This is a genomic window from Flavobacterium sp. N502540 (genome assembly GCF_025947365.1).
Classification (GTDB): Bacteria; Bacteroidota; Bacteroidia; order Flavobacteriales; family Flavobacteriaceae; genus Flavobacterium.
Map to the genome: position 1 here is coordinate 2,561,926 of NZ_CP110012.1, position 19,325 is coordinate 2,581,250.

At 35.8% G+C, this 19,325-nt stretch carries 14 protein-coding genes; 2 read left to right on the top strand and 12 right to left on the bottom strand.

The window, feature by feature from the left end; genetic code table 11:
- Positions 1-23: 23 nt before the first annotated feature.
- A complete protein-coding gene (locus OLM58_RS11100) occupies positions 24-2,423 on the bottom strand; it encodes a TonB-dependent receptor (protein ID WP_264532328.1) in 2,400 nt (799 codons plus the stop codon).
- Positions 2,424-2,580: 157 nt separating this feature from the next.
- Between OLM58_RS11100 and OLM58_RS11105 the strand changes: the two genes are divergently transcribed.
- Positions 2,581-3,888, top strand: a complete 1,308-nt coding sequence (locus OLM58_RS11105; protein ID WP_264532329.1) for a hypothetical protein — start codon at positions 2,581-2,583, stop codon at positions 3,886-3,888.
- Here the strand turns inward: OLM58_RS11105 and apaG are convergent.
- From apaG to map, 6 genes are all read right to left on the bottom strand, one after another.
- Positions 3,885-4,271, bottom strand: a complete 387-nt coding sequence (gene apaG, locus OLM58_RS11110; RefSeq protein ID WP_041517556.1) for a Co2+/Mg2+ efflux protein ApaG — start codon at positions 4,269-4,271, stop codon at positions 3,885-3,887. The two genes, OLM58_RS11105 and apaG, sit on opposite strands and share 4 nt — an antisense overlap.
- Positions 4,272-4,350: 79 nt before the next feature.
- Positions 4,351-5,613 carry a DUF5103 domain-containing protein gene (locus OLM58_RS11115; RefSeq protein ID WP_264532330.1) on the bottom strand — a complete coding sequence of 421 codons (1,263 nt, stop codon included), beginning with the start codon at positions 5,611-5,613 and terminating at the stop codon, positions 4,351-4,353.
- A gap of 82 nt (positions 5,614-5,695) precedes the next feature.
- Positions 5,696-8,602, bottom strand: a complete 2,907-nt coding sequence (locus tag OLM58_RS11120; protein WP_264532331.1) for a DEAD/DEAH box helicase — start codon at positions 8,600-8,602, stop codon at positions 5,696-5,698.
- Positions 8,603-8,723: 121 nt separating this feature from the next.
- Positions 8,724-9,497 (bottom strand): class I SAM-dependent methyltransferase, encoded by a 774-nt coding sequence (locus tag OLM58_RS11125; RefSeq protein ID WP_264532332.1) that lies wholly within the window; start codon positions 9,495-9,497, stop codon positions 8,724-8,726.
- A 39-nt stretch (positions 9,498-9,536) separates the two neighbouring features.
- Positions 9,537-9,941 carry a GxxExxY protein gene (locus OLM58_RS11130; protein ID WP_089077281.1) on the bottom strand — a complete coding sequence of 135 codons (405 nt, stop codon included), beginning with the start codon at positions 9,939-9,941 and terminating at the stop codon, positions 9,537-9,539.
- A gap of 73 nt (positions 9,942-10,014) precedes the next feature.
- Positions 10,015-10,833 (bottom strand): type I methionyl aminopeptidase, encoded by an 819-nt coding sequence (map, locus tag OLM58_RS11135; RefSeq protein ID WP_089077280.1) that lies wholly within the window; start codon positions 10,831-10,833, stop codon positions 10,015-10,017.
- Positions 10,834-11,077: 244 nt separating this feature from the next.
- Between map and OLM58_RS11140 the strand changes: the two genes are divergently transcribed.
- Positions 11,078-12,331: a DUF445 domain-containing protein gene (locus OLM58_RS11140; protein WP_264532333.1), complete on the top strand. Its 1,254-nt coding sequence runs from the start codon at positions 11,078-11,080 to the stop codon at positions 12,329-12,331.
- A 104-nt stretch (positions 12,332-12,435) separates the two neighbouring features.
- Here the strand turns inward: OLM58_RS11140 and OLM58_RS11145 are convergent, their stop codons facing one another.
- From OLM58_RS11145 to gpmI, 5 genes are all read right to left on the bottom strand, one after another.
- Positions 12,436-13,824: a TolC family protein gene (locus OLM58_RS11145; RefSeq protein WP_264532334.1), complete on the bottom strand. Its 1,389-nt coding sequence runs from the start codon at positions 13,822-13,824 to the stop codon at positions 12,436-12,438.
- Positions 13,824-15,170, bottom strand: coding sequence for an HlyD family secretion protein (locus OLM58_RS11150; RefSeq protein ID WP_202701281.1), 1,347 nt, complete (start codon positions 15,168-15,170; stop codon positions 13,824-13,826). The genes OLM58_RS11145 and OLM58_RS11150 overlap by 1 nt, the downstream gene beginning before the upstream one ends.
- 3 nt (positions 15,171-15,173) lie before the next feature.
- Positions 15,174-16,841 (bottom strand): peptidase domain-containing ABC transporter, encoded by a 1,668-nt coding sequence (locus OLM58_RS11155; protein WP_017497805.1) that lies wholly within the window; start codon positions 16,839-16,841, stop codon positions 15,174-15,176.
- A 16-nt stretch (positions 16,842-16,857) separates the two neighbouring features.
- Positions 16,858-17,529 carry a TetR/AcrR family transcriptional regulator gene (locus OLM58_RS11160; protein WP_264532335.1) on the bottom strand — a complete coding sequence of 224 codons (672 nt, stop codon included), beginning with the start codon at positions 17,527-17,529 and terminating at the stop codon, positions 16,858-16,860.
- Between the two features lie 219 nt (positions 17,530-17,748).
- Positions 17,749-19,266, bottom strand: coding sequence for a 2,3-bisphosphoglycerate-independent phosphoglycerate mutase (gpmI, locus tag OLM58_RS11165; protein ID WP_264532336.1), 1,518 nt, complete (start codon positions 19,264-19,266; stop codon positions 17,749-17,751).
- Positions 19,267-19,325 lie beyond the last annotated feature (59 nt).

Below are 19,325 nucleotides of genomic sequence, written 5' to 3' on the forward strand. Positions count from 1 at the left end.
TATAAAATGATTTTTGGTTCTGATTAGAATTTATAGGATAGATCTAAGCCCAAAGTACATGGAGTGCTTGGAAATCTTAAATTGTTAAACCCAAACTCGGCCGTAGGAAAAAATTCGGGATTGTATTTAGTATTAAAAATATTATTTGCCCAAAGCGTTAATCCAAAATGACTTAGGTTTAAATTTACTCTGGCGTTGACAAGGGTAAAAGGTTCCTGTTTGTATTGTTCACGAGAATCCCAAAACTGTTCTCCTCTGTGATCTGCATTTACATAAAATCCTAAAGTTGATTTTTCGCTCAGGGCAAAATTCGCATTACCACCAACCTGAAGGGTATTTTTTATAGTATAGGGAGAGGTGTTGCCGCTAATGTCAATTGTTTTATAAGTCTTATAATCAAAAGCGGCGGCATTCGTTAACTGGTTGTAACTTCCTTTTTCAATTTTGCCGTTATTAAAGCCTAAACCGGCAAAAAAGTCTAAATTATTAGTGGCTTTAAATTTTATTTCAGATTCAAATCCGGATATTTTTACTTTGTCCAGATTGTAAATGCCCAGTACAGAAGGGGTAAGGGGAATAAAGGTATATTGTTGCTGATTTTTGAAATCGATTTGATAAAAAGCATTATTAAAAATAATTCGGTTGTTCCAAAAGCTGGTTTTAATACCAATTTCGTAATTATTTGTAAATTCAGGTTGGTACTCTTTCTCAAATTTTATCGTTTTGGCCGAGTTAAATCCGCCACTTCTGTATCCTTTTCCATAATTTACATAGCCTAAAACAGTTTCAGAAAATTGATAAGCTAAGGAAAGTTTAGGCTGCCAAACGGTTATATTAGTTTTTGAAAACGTATGAGAAATATGTGCTTTGTTTTCCAATTGGTCATTATCCGCACGCACTCCGGCTGATGCGGTTAACTTTGAAGTTATTTTGTAATCACCAAAAACAAATGCAGCAATTGTTCTTATCGTATTATCGTCATTGTTGCCAACCAATGGCTTGGTGTCGTACTTGGCATTTGCGGCGGAAGCGTCTGTATAACCGCCTTCGTAAAACGTTTTATTCAAAAAAGTCGACGTGTTTAAGTAGCGTTTGCTGTTTTGGAATAAGGTTCCAACGGTATAATTAAATTTAGAGTCTTTTGAATCTTTAGAAGTAAGCCTGAATTCCTGACTAAAAGTATCAGAGTCAGAGTCCTGAGACACCTTGCTGAAGGCATATTGCGAATAATCATTTTCTCCAATATAGTATCTTTTGGTAGCATTAAAAGAAGTCACAGATTGAAATCTTACTTTACTTAAATTACCTTCAATTTTTAAACTGCTTAAAGAATTGGATAATTGGGAGTCTCCCATAATATCACCAAAAGGTTCATGAGAATAATCATTGTCTGCAAGAGGAGGAATCGAAGCGTTAAAGATGTCTGTTTTGGTAACATAATAATTTCCGCCAGCTTTAATTTTAAAATTGTCCTGAACAAAGGTTGCAGACCATTGCAAGTTGAACACATATTTTAATTTTGCCCGAATATTGTATTCTTTGGAAAAATCTACTTTTTTATTTAAAAAAGTGTTGTTTATTAGTCCGTCAAACGATTTATAACCTCCCGATACACTGTAGTAAAACTTGTTTTTTGCAAGTGGCCCCGAAGAGGAAAATCTGGCACCAAGTAAACCTCCGTTTCCCGTAGAGAGCGTAATTTTATTTTTGTACTTATTTGTAGGGTCTTTGGTTGTGATATTAATAGCGCCGGCGATGGCATTTTTCCCGTATAAAGTTCCTTGCGGACCCTTCACAAATTCCAATAATTCTAAATCATACAGGGACATGTTCATAGCACTTGCATCGGGTAAAGTCATTCCGTCGATCACAACGGCAACAGGAGATTCTCCATTTCGTATTTGCGAAATCCCCCTTACGGTAAGAAAGTTAACTCCGGGCTGTTGCGCCTGATTGAAAGTTACATTCGAAATTTGAGAGGTAAAGGTTTGGATATTATTGATCCCATTGGCTTCAATAGTCTGGGCATTTACGGCAACCGTCGTTTCCGGTAAACTTTGTATCGATTGCAGTCTTACTCTGGCTCTACTTGCCAAAGAGCCAAATCCTTTAATCGTGACTTCCTTCAGTTCATTTTCATTTTGTTCTAAAGAGACATTTACGATAGTGCCTTCTACAGCAACTACTTTGCTCTTGAATCCTGTTGAAGAGATTTCTAATTCTTTTGAGTTTTCGTCTAATTGTAAAATAAAAGACCCATCAAAATCAGTAATGGTTCCATTTTTAGGATTTAATTTCTCCATTACAGAAGCGCCCGAAACAGGAGAACCTAAATCATCGGTTATGCGGCCTCCAATACTTCTTTTCTCTTGGCTCAAAACGATTTGACCACAACATAAAATGATTAATAGTAAAAGTTTCATTTGAATAGCGGGTAAGGTTAGTAAATATTTATTTGTTAAAAGTATTGATATTCCTATTTCAAAATAATTATTCCTGTTTATTTTAGGTTACTTTTTTTAAATTGGAATTAAACTGGAATGTTGTATTTTTGATTTATTAATGTAATTGTCAATAAGAATGAGTGTCAGAGGAATTAATTTGTCGAATGAATTTTTACTAAGCCTTCATAAGGAAATATTAATTTCGTTTTCAGCGTACTATGAAATCGAAATAAAGACACTTAGCGTTTTTCAACTTTATGGGTTTGGAAAATACAATGAGGCAATGCCCAATCTTAAAAAGTTTATAATTGATAAAACGGGAAATTGGATTAATGGAAAATATCTTTATAATAAAATAAAAGATATTGAGAAAGGACATGATAAAGACATTAAATTGAGAAGAGAATACCTGTCGTTACTGATCGCTGCGGCAGGATATAAAAGTTATGAGGATTATTTGAAAAACTCTCCGCACATCACTAATGAATTAAGACAATTAGAAGAAATTAATTATAATAGTATCGCCGTCAAGGACGAAACTTTATATTATGTGGGCTATTATGTAGAAGATAAGCAATACTATATTAAATCGAAGTTTACGATTTATAAAATGAAAACAGCCTCATGGGAGATTCTCTACTGGGAGAAAGAATTTGAACCTTCTTTTTATAATTATTATGGTAAATGTGTTTCAAGCGGAGAAAATGCGCTCTCTTTTTATTTTGGCAAAGAAAATTCGAATTTAAACAAAGAGTGTTTTGTAAATCTGTTTTATGGAAATAACATGATGACAAAACCAGTCTTGTTGGGAGCTTACTGCGGATTTGCAAGGCACAATAATCCTGTAGTTGGGAAAATAATTTTTGAATTGGTTGAGAATCTGGAATCACAAAATGAAAAAGTAAGAAGCAAAGAAATTAACCCGGATTTCTATTACTACCTTCATTCTCAAAGAATGGAAGTAGAAGGGATTTTACCTCAAAAAATGTCCGATCTGTCTGTCTCTTTAAGTAGGGCCAAAATCATTAAGTTTTTAATTGGAGATTATCTCGGTTTTTTTAGGGATCAGAACAATTATCTTGTTTCGATTTCTTTTCAGGTTTTAAATAAATTAGGGGAGCTAAAGCTTAAAGTAAACAATAAAAATTTTAAAGGAATTGGAAGAATCAGCAATGCAGAGAATCACCTGATAGCCGAATTTGTAGAAAAAAACAATTCCTATTCTCAATTCTCCATTCAGATAAAGCCTTTAGAAAAAGACTTGTTTTTAGGAAATATGCTCGTGTATACGGGAGCTGACACTTTAAATGGGAGAGTTTTACTTTGGAAAGAAAATAGCAATCTAAAAGAGTTTATGGCGCATAATAAAGACTTTTATCTAAACACACAAAGTTTAGATACTTCAATAACCGAAAAACTTAAGAAGTATTTTATTCTAACTTAGTTTAAAGCAAAAGGAGCACACATTCTGAAAGTAGGAACAATTACTTTGAATGTTTTGGTAGTGGTAAAGTTGATCATATTAAAATGACCTTTCATCGCACCATAAGGAGATGACAATAAACAGCCTGAACTATAAGTGTGATTTTCGCCGGGTTTTAAAACCGGTTTTTTCCCAATAACACCTTCACCGTCAACAATCTCAAGGTCGTTCAAAGAGTCGAAAATTTCCCAGTGACGGGAAGTTAACTGAACAGAATCTTTGCTGTGATTTTCGATTGTAACGACATAGCTAAAAGCAAAGTGAATCTTATAGTTCTTGAAGTAAGTACCTTCAAAACTAGTCAAAACAGATATTTTTATGCCTCTTGTTATCTGAGAAACCATACTAAAGTAGTATATATGTGTGCGTTATAGGTGCAAAGCTACGAAAAAAAATCTTTCTGCCTAAATCCTTAACAATGTTTTAATTTATGATGTTTATCGAGTTTGCATTTCCTTTGCCAATCACTCTCTGGTATCGATCTGTGCTTTCTCTGTAATACACCAGGATGGTATATTCATTCTCAGTCTGATAAAAGTTTCCGTCTATGGCATTTTCATAATCAATCACTCCTTTTTTATCGGCAACCGTGTATTGAAAAGCAGTAAACCCCTGTTTGATCACAATTGCTTTTTCAAAAATACCTTTCTCTGAATTATAATCCATCTTATATTCTGGAGCTAAGCTGTAATTGTTGAACATCCCACTGATATAAATATCCTTATTCGAGGCTCTGAAAGTTGGAGCGGACAGGCTGAAATATACCCAGGCATAGTCAGCTTCAATTTCATTGTTGGAAGCATTGATATTTTTCACTACGAAATTTCCGTTTACATCCTGATTGTTCGAGTAAATCTGATTGGCTCTTGCCAGATTGGTAAACAAATAAGAGTTATAAATGTCGCCACTGGTTCCTACCTTGGCTACATTGGTGCTAGCTGCGCGGATGTCTTTGTTTTCAAAATACAAAAACTCATTACCACCCCAAAACTGAGTTTCTTTATCGTATTTGTACACCAGCTGATTCCCAATGGTGTATTGCGGCACAATATTTTTAATAGAAGTGTTAAAGTTGCCATTTTGTAACAGTAGTACTTTTATATTTTGCAGCGGAGTCTGAAAAACAATATCATTAGAGCTGATATTAAAATCCAGATTTTGTTTGTGTTCTATGTTAGACAAATCCCGGCTTCTTTTTACCTGAGTCGCTACAGTACAGTGATTTTCGTATAAGATAAACTTTCTGGATAGCACAACTTCTTTGTCCTCATTTAAAATACGAAGCATATAGTTGCCGGAAATACGCAGCTGACTGGTAAACTGATTCGGGAAAGGAAGTCGGTAATGCGAATAGATTTGAAGTGTATTAAACGAATTCGAATAATCGGTAATTCGCTGATTGTCAAAACCGCTGATGTAGTCTGTTTTCGGAATATCAGACGGTTTCCAGTTGTAATCGCAGTGTATCACTTCAAAATAATAATTGGCTTCATTGCCAAATAAATCGTCAAATTGAAATTGAAAAGCTTCCCCCAATTCGAAGATTGGAACGACATTACTACCGTTCTGAATAAAAGAGACCGTTTTAATATTGTAAGGCGGATTTACTTCAGTTTGTATTTCCTGAGCAGTAGCCGAAGCAAAAATGAAAAATATAAAGAGGTTTCTAAACAATTTTTTTGGCATCTTATTAAGTTGTAAGATTGTAAATATAACAATTTTATAGAACCTAATAAGATGCTGTTTTAGAGGTTTTGAAAACAATTTATCAGGAACCCAGCAGGTATTCGAGATTAGCTTCAATTTCGTCGCTGATATGACTTTCTTCCAAAAGTGAATCCGAGAGTAGTTTTTTGTTTTCCTGTAATTTGATGATTTTTTCTTCGACTGTGTTTTTTGAAATGAAACGAACTACGTTTACTTTGTTCAATTGTCCTATACGATGTGCTCTTCCCACTCCCTGTTTCTCTGCAAAAGGATTCCACCATGGATCTAGGAATAAGACATAAGAAGCCATGGTAATGTTGAGACCAACACCACCCGCCTTAAGGGAAATAAAGAATAATAACGGGTTTTCTTTTTCCTGAAATCGTTTTACCTGCTGCTCTCTTTTTTGTGACGGAGTTTCACCAGTAATCTCGCAATATTCTATTTTGTTTTCTTTACACCAATCAGTATAAAAATTCAAATTGGTCACAAAGGAGCTAAAAATGATTACTTTTTGTTTTCCCTTGACTAAGTTTTTCAGGTAATTCGTAACGGCAATGTATTTTCCAGAATCAACTTCAGAATCCTGATCGACCATTTTGGGATGATTGCTCAGCTGTCTCAACTTCATTAAAGTGTTGATAATACTAATTTTATCAGGACCTGATCCATCCGTTTTTAGTAAAAAGTTACGTGCTTTTGATTTCTCTTTTTCGTATAGTTTTTCTTGTTCAGCATCCATATTGCAGTAATAGACCTGCTCTGTCAATTCAGGTAAATCTTTTAAAACCTGTTCTTTGGTTCTTCTTAAAATATAAGGCTGGATCAGGTTTTTTAATTCATTTAAAACTTCTTCGTTCTGTTTTTTCTCAATAGGATTTTTGAAATTTTCCATGAAAAAAGCATAACTCCCCAAAATATCCGGATTTATAAACTGCATCTGCGACCATAAATCGTCAAGTGAATTTTCGATTGGTGTACCACTCAAAGCAATTTTATGTCCCGTACTAATTTTATTGATGGCTTTGAAAATTTTAGAATCTTTGTTTTTAATGTATTGACTTTCATCAAGAATTAAATAGCGGAAATCATATTTTTCTAAAATAGAAATATCACGATGAACAATGCTGTAACTCGTAAAAATTAAATCGGTTGAATTTAATCTGCTTGCCAGCAATTTTCGGTCATTGCCCACATATTGCATTTTCGAAAAATGAGGCGTAAACTTTCCGGCTTCATTGTACCAGTTAAAAACCAAAGAAGAAGGGAGAACGATCAAGGCCTTCAGGGGTTCTCTTTCGATAGTCGTATCGTTTGAGAATAAATCAAAATTGGTCGTTTTGGTCGTAAAGCCCAGTTGCTCCTGTACCGCAACTAAAACCGCTAAAGTCTGCAGCGTTTTTCCAAGTCCCATATCATCGGCCAGACACGCGCCAAGATTGGCATTAAAGTGACCTAAAAGCCATTTTACACCGTCAATCTGATACGGTCTCAGGGTTGCTTTTAGTAAATCTGAAGCTGTAAATTCAGCTTTATGAATCTGGTCCGGATCATTGGCGATTTCTGAAATACTGTCTAAAGCTGTAAAATTGCTTTTACGCAACAAAACAGCTCCGTTTTCTGTCTTTGCCAATTTTGCCAGAGAGCCGTATTTACTAAACCATTCCAGCGGAATCAAAAAGTAATTTCCGTCAGGTAACATAAAGAGTCTTTCTTTGCTTTTTATGTTTGGAATTATTTCGCTGAAATTGATTTTATAAGGACCAATTGTAATGATTATTTTAATGTCGAACCAATCGGCTTTTGTTTCTTTTGCAATTGAAATGGTGTTGCTTTCGGTGATGATTTCTTTGCTTTCGAGTTTGAGATTCTGAATTGTAAAACCCAGACTTTCGAGTGGTTCTTTATGGTCAATAATGAATTGAATATTGACATACGGATCAGAAGTCTCAGCATCTGAACTCAATCCAAACAATTCATTTTTGATTTTTGTTAAACCAAGACTGAGTAATTTGTCTGTATAGGAAATCTCATCAGCGCTTCGTTTGAACTGAATAATTTTAGGTTCGTTTGCAACACTAAAATCCACAAAAGAGTGTGTTTTTTTAGTTTTACCCGCATCAAACGAATAGCCGTTATAGTCAAAAAAAAGGTTGAGGTAATAACAGTTTTTAAAGAAATCAAAAACAGGCTGAACCGTGCAGGAGATGATGGTGTCACGAAGCTCAATTTCAAAGCCGGTAGATTCGATGTCGATTTTTTTTGCTATTTCCGGAATGAAATTCTTGAAGTAATTGTCAACTAGTTTTGATGGTATTTCGATTGATTTCTTCTTTAAAAATGGCAGCAGTTTTTTAGAATTAAGTTCTTTTAACTGCCCAAGTTTTTTGTCGATAATCAACCAGCTTGGTTCGTCCAAAAGAATATCCACACTTTTATCCATTGGTAAAAATGTGGTTTCGCCTTCTTTTAAAGATAAAGTATAAGTAATGCCTTCAGCGTGTTTGTCAAATTGAATCTGAGGTTCAAATTCTAACGGATTTGTATCGACTCTCCAGCGATAAAAATCCTTTTCGGCACTCATGTTAGCAGAGAATGGAAATTGTTCTTTTACAATTAGATTGTAAAAGGATTCTAAGTTAAATTTTAAATGCTGACGAATGGCAAATTCAATTTTGGAATCTTTTTGTAAATCAGCAATTGTTTTAGCCGATTTGATTTTGGCGCTGAATTTCTTGAAAATAAAATCAGGTTTTAAAGAGTCGCAAGCCGTCAGTATTTTTTTTGTATTGGAATCTAAATTTTCAAAAAGAACTCCAAAACTTTCAAGTACATCTGTACTCGCTTTTTTGTCTAGATATTTAATATCATCGGTATTCTCAATGATATAAGCTGTTGGGAGGTAGACATTCAGGTTTTTTTCAAAACTGATGTCAAAGCAAAACTGAAATGATTTTGTAGGTTCCAAGATTTAGGGATTTGGCTGGCTTATAATTTAGAGATTGGGCAAAAAAATAAAGAGTTTTCAAAATATCAATAATTTGAAAACTCTTTTTAAATGAACTTGTATCACTTATATGGTGAAAGAATTAGTTTTCCTGTTTGAAGCAAAGCGGGATGATTTCGCCTTTTGCCAGACAATATTTTTCTACCAGTTCCGGAGCAATTTTATGGGTGTAGTCTTCTTCGATTACGATAAAACCGATGCTTCTTAACTTGTCAAAATAATCACGGCCATAAATACGCACGTGGTCGTACTGACCAAATATTCTGGCACGTTCTTTTTGATCGGTGATGGTATCGTCAGCAAAAGTAACCGCTCTTGATAAGTCCTGCGGGATTTGAAGAATCGCCATTCCGCCTGGTTTTAAAACACGATATAATTCACGCATCGCTTTTGTGTCATCCGGAATATGTTCTAGAACGTGGTTGCATAAAATAACATCGTATTCATTGTCTTTGAAAGGCAAATTACAGATATCTGCTTTTACATCTGCCAAAGGCGAGAACAAATCGGTTGTAGTATAATCCAGGTTTTTCTGCTTGCGGAATCTTTTGTAAAAAGCCTGTTCCGGAGCAAAATGCAATACTTTTTTAGGTGCTGTAAAAAAATCAGTCTGATCGTTTAAATACAGCCACAGCAAACGATGTCTCTCTAATGAAAGTGTACTTGGCGAAAGCACATTGTTACGTTGTTTCCCGTATCCATAAGGTAAAAAACTTCTAAAACTTTTTCCGTCAATCGGATCGGTATATTTGCTTCCTCTTAATGATAAAGCTAAAACAGGACGCGCCACATAACTTAAACGAATTAATATTGGACGGGGAATGGTGTTAAGTACGAGTTTAAAAAGTTTCTTCATGAGTAGTTTCACAGAGTTTCACAAAGGAGGCGCAAAGCTTCACAAAGTGTTTATAAATCTTTTGATGTTGTTTTTTAAAATTTTTGAATGAAAATTAATAAGAAGGCCTAATGGGTAATTGCCAAGTTTTAAATAGGTTAAGATTTGAGCAACATGTACATCTGTAAAAGCTTCAACAGTTTTTAATTCAATTACAATTTTATTTTCAATTAATAAATCAATTCTATAGCCATGATCCAGTTGTATATCTTTATAGATTATGGGCAGTGCTTTTTGCTTTTCGACAATCAAACCGGAATTTACAATTTCATAGTACAAACATTCCTGATAAGCTGATTCCAATAAACCAGGTCCAAGCTGTTTGTGAACTTCAATAGCAAGTCCGATTATTTTATAGCTAATTGCATCTAATTTTTCGCGAGATTCTGTGTTTTCTTCATACATCTTCCAAAGGCTTATAATAAATGAATTTTGTGAATCTTGGCGTATATCTTTGTGAATCTCTGCGGAATAACTGTTACAGAATCAACGGCACTTTTCGGAATTCATCTTCCTCATTGCTTTCGATTCCAAGTGCTTTATAGATGTATTGAAAAGTCGATAAAATTTCTGGTTTACCATCCACTAAAGCGACATCATGTTCGAAATGAGCACTTGCTTTTCCGTCTGCGGTAGTAATGGTCCAGCCGTCTTTGTGTTGTTTGATGTTTCGGGTTCCAAGATTGATCATAGGCTCGATTGCTACAACCATTCCTTCCACAAACAGTTTTCCGCGACCGCGTTTTCCGTAGTTTGGCATTTCAGGTTCTTCGTGCATTTTCTGCCCTAAACCGTGTCCTACCAACTCGCGAACTACTCCGTATCCGTGAGCTTCTGTATATTTTTGGATCGCATTTCCAACATCTTCCACGCGATTTCCGGCTTTAAATTCTCTGATTCCTACGTAAAGAGATTCTTTAGTTACTTTCAAAAGTTTTTTAACTTCAGGAGCAACTTCTCCAATTTCGAAACTATAGGCGTGATCACCGTGATATCCATTTTTGAATGCACCGCAATCTACCGAAATAACGTCACCGTTTTTCAAAGGTGTATTGTTCGGAATTCCGTGTACAACCTGAGAGTTTGGACTCATACAAAGTGAATTCGGGAAATCATACAGACCTAAGAAGCTTGGAACTGCACCGTGATCACGGATAAATTCTTCAGCCAGTTTGTCCAGGTATAATGTAGTTACTCCTTCTTTAATTTCAGAAGCAATCATTCCTAATGTTTTAGATACGATCAAAGCACTTTCGCGCATTAATTCGATTTCTTCACGTGATTTTACAATAATCATAATTTCGGATTTTCAGTTCGCAAAAGTACAAATTTTAATATTATCTTTTTATGTAAAAATTTTTCGCCACGAATTCACGAATTGAGATCAATTAGATTGTACTTGACTATTAAGATTTAACGTATCAATGTTTATACAAAGATTACAAAGAAAAATTCGTGAATTCATGGCAAACGGACAATGAAGAGGAATTATTAGTTCACAGAAAAAACGTAAATTAGTAATCATTGAAATGAATTAAATTATGGAAACGTCTGTAGATCATGAAAATATAGTAAAGAAGAAAGCCCTGAAGCGGATGAAAAATAATGCATTGGGACTCTTAGGTATCGCAGTGCTTTTGTTTGTAATAGCGGTTTATTTTAAGATTCCGATGCTTCAGGCTTTTAGTGAAGCGGCGATGGTGGGTGGTATCGCCGACTGGTTTGCAGTGGTGGCCTTATTTCGTCATCCGTTAGGAATTCCGATTTGGCATACGGCCATTATTCCGACTAAGAAAAATGAAATTGGTGAAAACTTAGGGAATTTTGTTTCGGAAGAATTTCTGAATCGGGAGAAACTGGAAATAAAACTCGAAGAATTTAATTTTGCTACAAAAGCAGCTGATTGGCTTTCGCAGGAGGAGAATGCCAATAAAATTGCCAGTGTTGTGGCGGTTAATATCATTCCCGGAGTTTTAAAAACGATAAAAGATGAAGATGTAAAGCGATTCATTCAGGTTCAGTTCAAAGAAAAACTGGAAGCAATCAACTTTGGCGATTGGGTAGCGTTGGCGTTAGAGCCTTTGCAGAAAGGGAACGTGAAAGAGGAACTGCTGACAAATGTTTTGAATGTCATGAGTGCAGAGCTTGCTAATAATAAAGACCTGATTCGGAAAAAAGTGAAAGCATCGACACCATTTTTAAGTTTTGGTTTGGCAGATAAAAGCATTACAGAGGGGGTTTTTAATGGGCTTGCTGATTTTTTAAACGAAGCAAAACAGCCCGGAAGTGCAATCCGAATTAAGATAGACGAGTATGTGCATAATTTTCTGGACAAAGTAAAGCATTCAGAAGAGATGCGGGAAAAGATTAATACTGTGATACTAAGTTTTGCCGGAAAAAAAGAGGTTCAGGATTATGTCAACGGAATTTGGGATGAAATAAAAAGATCGATTTCAGCTGATTTGGAAAAGGGTGAAGAATCGTCAATTAAGAAAAATATTTCGGGTTTGATTCAGGGGTTCGGAAACGGATTAAAAGAAGATACCGTTATGATCGACAAGATCAATAATTTCATCAAGAACGATTTGCTTTCGATGCTGCTAAACAATAAAAAAGTAATTGGAGATTTGATTTCGTCTACTGTGAAAAGCTGGGATGGGAAGGAGGTTTCGGAAAAATTAGAACTGGAGATCGGAAAAGATCTGCAGTACATCCGAATCAACGGAACTTTGGTAGGAGGTCTCATTGGACTCGTGATTTATGCCGTCGAGTGGACGTATCATTATTTGGCTTAATCCATCAGCAAAAAAACAATTTAACACATAGAGACATAGATTGAATGCGCAAAAAAGAACGCAAAAAGAAATATGTTTCTATGTGTTAAAATAGATTTTAAACTTTAATCCGGATTGGCCATGATTTTGAACAACTCTGAATTTGAGATGTAAAATCGGTTGTCCAGAGCAATTGAGGCTAGTTTTGCGCTAACCAGATTGTTTTCGCGTGTATTGATCAGAAATAATGAGCTTTCTCCGAAAGAGAACAATCGTTCTTCTGAGGTTAACATCGCGGCATTATTTTCTACTAAATTTTTTGCCAGTTTCTTTTGTCTAATCAGCGAATTGATTTCTACTTTCTGTGCACTTATTTTGTTGGTCAGCTGTGTTCGTTCCAGAGCAAGAGCAAATTCATTTTCCTGAAGTTTGTATTTGGCCAGTTTCAGACTTCCACGTTCTTTTCGAAGAAACAAAGGGAAGTAAAATTCTAAACCAATTTTGTAATCGTCAAATTTATAATTGTCAATATATCTCGGATCAGATAAATAAGAATACCCAACGTTTATTTTAGGCAGCAGCATGTTTTGCTTCAGGTCTTTTTCAACCTTGAGTATGTCTATTTTATTTTGCAGAGCATTCAATTTCGGATGTGTTTCTAAGTTGGTATCGCCTTGCAGTAGATCGTTTGTTTTCAGCGTTTCTTGTAAAGTCGATTCAAGCGCTGTTTCCGGCACTAGCTCATCCGAAATTTCCAACGGAATGTTATTCTCCAGCCACATATAATTCGATAATTCGAGTTTGGCTTTGGTTAATTTTAATTTAGAATCTTCCAGGCTTAAGGCTCTGTTTCTTACAATAATTCCGGCTTCAATACTGTCTATTGCCGGTTTGTCGCCCTGTTCGATGAGCGATTTGATTCCTTTCAGACGAATTTCAGCATTGTTGTTGTACATTTCATAAAGCTTCATTTCCTCGAAGTTTTTCTTCCAGTTGAAATAAGCCAGTGAGGCATCATACAAAATGCCAACCGCCTGAAGTTTTCTTTCAGCCTGACTTAGTTTCATCTGAATTTTAGCTTTTCGTACATCTGCCATTCTCTGGTTGATGAACAATCCCTGCCCAATTGGAACACTGATACCAAAAGAAGTTAATCCCTGATTGGGAGTAGTGTTTTCCGGATTAAGGTAAACTCCTTCATTATTGTCGAATCCGGCTTTCAGTTCAATTCCGTACCAGGTCGGGATCTTAAAACTGCTGTTTAGAATCGAATAATATTCTTTGTCTTTAAATTTTTTCTGGCTGAAATCAACTTCAATTTTTGGGTCAAAACCACCACGTGCCATCATCAGATTGGCTTGTGCTTTGCTGACTTCCAAATTGGCATTTTTAACCAATGGATGGTATTTTTTTACATACCCCAAAAACTCATTGTAGGTGAGTTCTTTTGAGAAGGGCTGCTGGCCAAAAACGGTACAGCCCAGAAAAAGAAAAGCGATAAGTATTGGTTTCATTATTTTTTTTCTTTAGTTACTTTTTGGGTACTTTTATAATAATTAGGAGGGAATCCGTTTAGGGTTCTCCAGATTTCAAACCAAATTGGCACCGTGTCTAATAGGGCAATAGTTTGAGCGCCCGATCCAATGCTTAATTGTTTTGGCCATTTCGTCTCATCCGGGTCCGGAGCAATTAAGATTCTGTATTTACCATTATCACTGATAAAGTTTTCTATCGCTACCACCGTTCCTCCAAAAGTTCCGTAAGACATATCCGGCCATCCTGAAAACACAATGGTAGGCCATCCGTCAAACCAAACGCGTACTTTTTCTCCTTTTCTGATCAAAGGGAGGTCAATTGGACTGATATAAGTTTCTACTGCGATATCATAATGAGAAGGCATTATCGTTACAATTGGTGTACCTTCTTTAATTGTTTCACCTAAACCTGCCTGCAAAGCGCGGTTGATGTAACCGTCCTGTACTGCTCTGATGTAGTACATGCCATTACGTAAGCTGTAATTGGCATATTGATTCTCCAATTTGCTCACTTGTGCTTCCGTATCAAATTTATTGCTCAGGGTGGTAAACTGATCACTTCTTGCTTTGGCTACTTTTTCACCGTACTCCGCCGTAATTCTGTTAATCTCTACTCTGGCATTGATGTATTCATTTTTACTGGTGAGGTATTTGTTTTCCTGCGTGATGATTTTAGCATCTACATCTTGCAGTTTCAGACGTTTTTCTTCGACATCGGTAAGTGGTTTCAAACCTTCTTTGTTTAATTGCACCGAACGATTGTACTGTGTATTGGCAATTCGCAACTGTGTTTTTACGGCTACAAGATCGATACTGTCACTTTTTATTTTTAAAAGCGATTGTTTGACTTTATTTCTGGCTTGTTCCAGTTTTAGTTTTCGCTCGTTTTCGATGGCCTGAATCTGACCGGAAAGTGTGGTTACTTTTTCGCCATAAGATTCTAAGGAATTTTTCTTCGCATCGACCTGATTTTTGGTGTTTTCAACTAAATTAGGATCCATATAATCTTCCTTGATCTCAGAAATAAACAGAATCGTGTCTCCTTTTTTAACAAAGTCACCTTCCTGCACGTACCATTTTTCAATACGTCCTGAAATCACACTCTGAATCGATTGTGGCCTTTGGTTGGGTTTTAAAGTGGTTACCGCTCCCGAACCCGAAATATTCTGAGTCCAAGGCAATAAAAGTGCAATAATTCCCAGAATGGAAGATGCGATTATAATTCGGTTTAAAATTTTATAATGTGGCCTGTTGCTTAGGTTTCTTACAGTCTCATAGCGATCAAGCGGCTGTAATTTTGTTTTATTGTCAGAGATATTTAACATGGCTTATTGTTTTTTTTGATCCAGTATAATTTGACCGTTTTGCATTGTAATTTTTCGCGTCGATTTGGTTTTCCAATATGGATTTTTGGAAGAAACGATAATCGTCCATTTGTTCTTATCCGAAGTAATAAAATCTATAATTTCATTCGCCACTTTTTCGTCCATAGTGTCTGTTGGATCTTCGTAAAAGAGCACTTTTGGCTTGTGGATAATACTTCTGGCCAACAGGATTTTTTGAGCATTAGAAGACGATAACTGTTTTCCTTCCGGGTGAATATGAGTATTCAGGCCTTTAGGCAATAATTTAATCAGCGGACTAAGCTGAACTCCGTCCAGTGCCCATTTCAAATCTTCGGTACTGATCATTGGATCATTAAAAGTGATGTTCTCTAAAATAGTGCCCTCAAATGGTGTTTCGTTGTGAATGATGCTGCCAATTTGTGAGCGGTATTGTTTTAGATTTATTTTTCTGAAAGTATCATCGTTGATGTAAAAAGCTCCCGAACTTTGTCTTAATAAGCCTGATAACAATCGAATAAGCGTTGTTTTTCCTGATCCGTTTTCACCTTCAATAACAATTTTTTCACCCTGATCGATTTTTAACGTAATGGAATCTAAGGCGTTGGTTGGAGAATCCGGGAATTTGAATTTTAAATTCTCTGTTTCTAAAGAGATGCTGTTGTAGCAGTGATCGTTTAGGGAATCAGACTCGGAGTTTTCCTCTAAAGCTAAGTCCGTTACCTGTCCGATTTTTTCAACAGAAGTTAAAACATCATAGAAGCTTTCAAGTCCCAGAATGATTTTTTCTACCGATGTAATCACAAGTAAAATGATGATCTCTGCAGCAACAAACTGCCCGATGTTCATTTCCTGGCTTAGTACCAGATACCCTCCGATAGACAATAAACTGGCGGTAATAATGACTTTGAAAATAATCAATTGTGTAAACTGTTTTTTGATTACGCTAAAGTGTTTCTCTCTGTAGTTCAGATAACCCGCTACGATCGAATTGTTTTTTTGAAGCGCAAAATCATAATTCAGTTCATTACGGAAACTAAAATTATTACGGGCCATTTCCTGTAACCATCCCGCCACTTTGTATTTGAATTTGGATTCTTTTAAACTTGTTTCTAAACCTGATTTATACGAAAATTTAAAAATAAAGTACAAAAGAAGGAACAGTAAGAGTCCGAACACAATAAAATAGGGATGATATAAAGACAACAGAATAATTCCGAAAGTAATCTGCAATAATGCAGCAGAAAAATCGGTTAATAATTTTGAAGTTCCTTTTTGAATGGTTAGGGTATCAAAAAATCGGTTCGTTAGTTCCGGTGGGTAAGTGCCATACAATTCTTCTGATTTTATTTTAGGCAGACGGGCTGCAAATTCAAAAGAAGCACGAACAAATATTTTTTGCTGTAAGTTCTCTGTGATGCGCAGCTGCATAAACGAAAGCACTCCAACAAGAGCCACACCACCCACTACAAGTATAATAAGTACAATCCAGGAAACACTAACTCTTCCGGATTGTATAAAAGTAATGATGGCCTGAATTCCCAGTGGAAGCGATAAACTGACTAATCCGGCAAAAATGGCATAGAAAAAAATCTGGTAAATGTCTTTTTTGTCCAGTTCAAGTAAATGGTAAAATCTTTTTAAAGGAGTCATACTGTTTTTGTTATAATTAGCGCAAAACGTTTTCTGCAAGGTTTAGGTAAAATTGAGTTGTCGTAACCGTCTCATTACAATCTGTAATTGTTTTTAAATGATCCGTTAGAAAATGCTGATGTAAACTTCCTTCAACAATGGTTGAAACCAGTGATTTGGCGTAAGGATAATCGGGATTTACTTCTTTTACAATCTCAACAATTCGATTAATCATTCTTTTGTAAATTAAGAAAAAGCCCTCTTTGTTTTCCTGATCCACTTCTTTGGTATGAAGTGTTTTGGTGAACTCGGCAATTATAATCTTATTTAAAATAGACTCATTAATATGATCTGTATAAATATCGTCAGATATTTTTTCGGTTACAATCGTAATGGCTTTTTTAAGCTTTTCTTTTTTATCGGTGATGTTAGTGGTATTAAAAACTAATTTATACTCGATCCAGCTCCAGTACCAGGAAGATAAATAAACCAAAAGCTTGTGCTTGTTTTCGAAATAACGGTAAACGGAACTTTCGTTTGAGCCTATTTTTTCACCTAACTTTTTAAAGGTAAAATTATCAAAACCAATATCGTCAATTAGAAGAATACTCTGCTCAATTATTTTTTTTCCCAACGCAGATGTTTCCGGATCTTTTACATAGATCTTTTCGTTGATCTGCATTTTTATATTTGATAGTATAATTTGCATGAAAAAACATTTTTTTTTGCAAAGATAATAGTAAAGCTATTAATTAAGAAATTTTAACTATTATTTATGTTTGTTTTTTTTATTCCCGGTCCCGTTTTAAAACAGCAAACCCGACAGGTTTTAAAAAAAAACTGTCGGGTTTAATTATTTTGAGGATTTAATACTATCGCGACTCAGACTGAAAACTGCGACCGAATACTGCGACTAAAAAACTAAATACTACAACAACGAATGGCAAGTCATCGCATTTGGCTGAGGCACACCCATTAATTCCAGAATAGTAGGAGCAATGTCACCCAGAACACCATCCTGAATATTTTTCAACTCTTTATCTACTAAAATAATTGGCACCGGATTGGTTGTGTGTGCTGTATTTGGGCTTCCGTCAGGGTTAATCATCGTTTCGCAATTTCCGTGATCTGCAATAACAATCGTGGTGTAGTCGTTGGCAAGAGCCGCTTCGATTACTTCTTTTACGCAGGTATCTACTGCTTCACAGGCTTTAATTGCAGCACTCATGATTCCGGTATGACCCACCATGTCACCATTGGCAAAATTAAGACAGACAAAATCTACTTCGCCTTTGTTTAATTCAGGAACCAAAGCGTCTTTTAATTCATAGGCACTCATTTCCGGCTGTAAATCGTAAGTAGCAACTTTTGGGGAGTTTCTTAAAATACGTGATTCTCCTTCAAATGGAGTTTCTCTTCCTCCGGAAAAGAAAAAGGTCACGTGTGGATATTTCTCTGTTTCGGCAATACGAATTTGTTTTTTACCTGCTTTTTCTAAAACCTCACCTAGAGTTTCAGTAATATTATCTTTGTTGTAAACGACTTTTACATTTTGGTACGTTTCGTCGTAGTTGGTAAGCGTTACATAATACAAGTTTAATTTGTGCATGTTCTGCTCGTGGAAGTCTTGCTGCGAAAGTGCTTCTGTAAGTTCACGGCCTCTGTCGGTTCTGAAGTTGAAAAAGATAACTACATCATCCTCAGTGATGGTTGCCAATGGTTTTTCCTGCTCGTCAACCATTACGATTGGAGCGATAAACTCATCGGTTACATCGTGTGCATAACTGTCAAGAATGCTTGAAACCGCATTTTTAGACGGAGTTCCGATACCGTTTACTACTAAATCATAAGCAAGTTTTACACGCTCCCATCGTTTGTCACGATCCATTGCATAATAGCGCCCAACGATTGAAGCAATTTTTACAGGAGTATTTTTGATGTGCTCTTCTAAATCCTGAATGTATTTTGCTCCCGATTTAGGATCAACATCACGACCGTCTGTAAACGCATGAACAAAAACATTTTCAAGTCCGTATTCCTGAGAAGCATCAATTAATCCGCGTAAGTGCGAAGTATGAGAGTGAACACCTCCATCGGAAACTAACCCTAAAAAGTGAACTTTTTTATTGTTTTCTTTAGCATAAGTAAAAGCATCAATAAGGACTTGTTCTTTGGCAAGTGTTTGATGTGCTACGGCTAAGTTTATTTTGGCTAAATCCTGATATACAATTCTTCCGGCACCAAGATTCATGTGACCCACTTCACTGTTTCCCATCTGACCTTCAGGCAAACCAACGTTTAATCCGTCAGTACGAAGCTGAGCGCTTGGGTAATTTTTGTAAAGGCTGTCTATAAAAGGAACATTTGCATTGTCTATTGCAGATACTTTAGGGTCAGGAGATTTTCCCCAACCGTCTAAAATCATAAGGATTACTTTCTTGTTCATTAGTTTTCGTTTTTTACAAAGATAAGTCATTTCTAAAGTCGACAAAAAAGCGCGGTGAC

Excerpts from the sequence above, each read along its gene's own strand:
- OLM58_RS11115 (WP_264532330.1), bottom strand. The coding sequence starts at position 5,613 with ATGCCAAAAAAATTGTTTAGAAACCTCTTTATATTTTTCATTTTTGCT.
- OLM58_RS11125 (WP_264532332.1), bottom strand. The coding sequence starts at position 9,497 with ATGAAGAAACTTTTTAAACTCGTACTTAACACCATTCCCCGTCCAATA.
- OLM58_RS11145 (WP_264532334.1), bottom strand. The coding sequence starts at position 13,824 with ATGAAACCAATACTTATCGCTTTTCTTTTTCTGGGCTGTACCGTTTTT.
- gpmI (WP_264532336.1), bottom strand. The coding sequence starts at position 19,266 with ATGAACAAGAAAGTAATCCTTATGATTTTAGACGGTTGGGGAAAATCT.
- apaG (WP_041517556.1), bottom strand. The coding sequence starts at position 4,271 with ATGGTTTCTCAGATAACAAGAGGCATAAAAATATCTGTTTTGACTAGT.
- OLM58_RS11100 (WP_264532328.1), bottom strand. The coding sequence starts at position 2,423 with ATGAAACTTTTACTATTAATCATTTTATGTTGTGGTCAAATCGTTTTG.
- OLM58_RS11160 (WP_264532335.1), bottom strand. The coding sequence starts at position 17,529 with ATGCAAATTATACTATCAAATATAAAAATGCAGATCAACGAAAAGATC.
- OLM58_RS11105 (WP_264532329.1), top strand. The coding sequence starts at position 2,581 with ATGAGTGTCAGAGGAATTAATTTGTCGAATGAATTTTTACTAAGCCTT.
- OLM58_RS11140 (WP_264532333.1), top strand. The coding sequence starts at position 11,078 with ATGGAAACGTCTGTAGATCATGAAAATATAGTAAAGAAGAAAGCCCTG.
- map (WP_089077280.1), bottom strand. The coding sequence starts at position 10,833 with ATGATTATTGTAAAATCACGTGAAGAAATCGAATTAATGCGCGAAAGT.
- OLM58_RS11150 (WP_202701281.1), bottom strand. The coding sequence starts at position 15,170 with ATGTTAAATATCTCTGACAATAAAACAAAATTACAGCCGCTTGATCGC.
- OLM58_RS11155 (WP_017497805.1), bottom strand. The coding sequence starts at position 16,841 with ATGACTCCTTTAAAAAGATTTTACCATTTACTTGAACTGGACAAAAAA.
- OLM58_RS11130 (WP_089077281.1), bottom strand. The coding sequence starts at position 9,941 with ATGTATGAAGAAAACACAGAATCTCGCGAAAAATTAGATGCAATTAGC.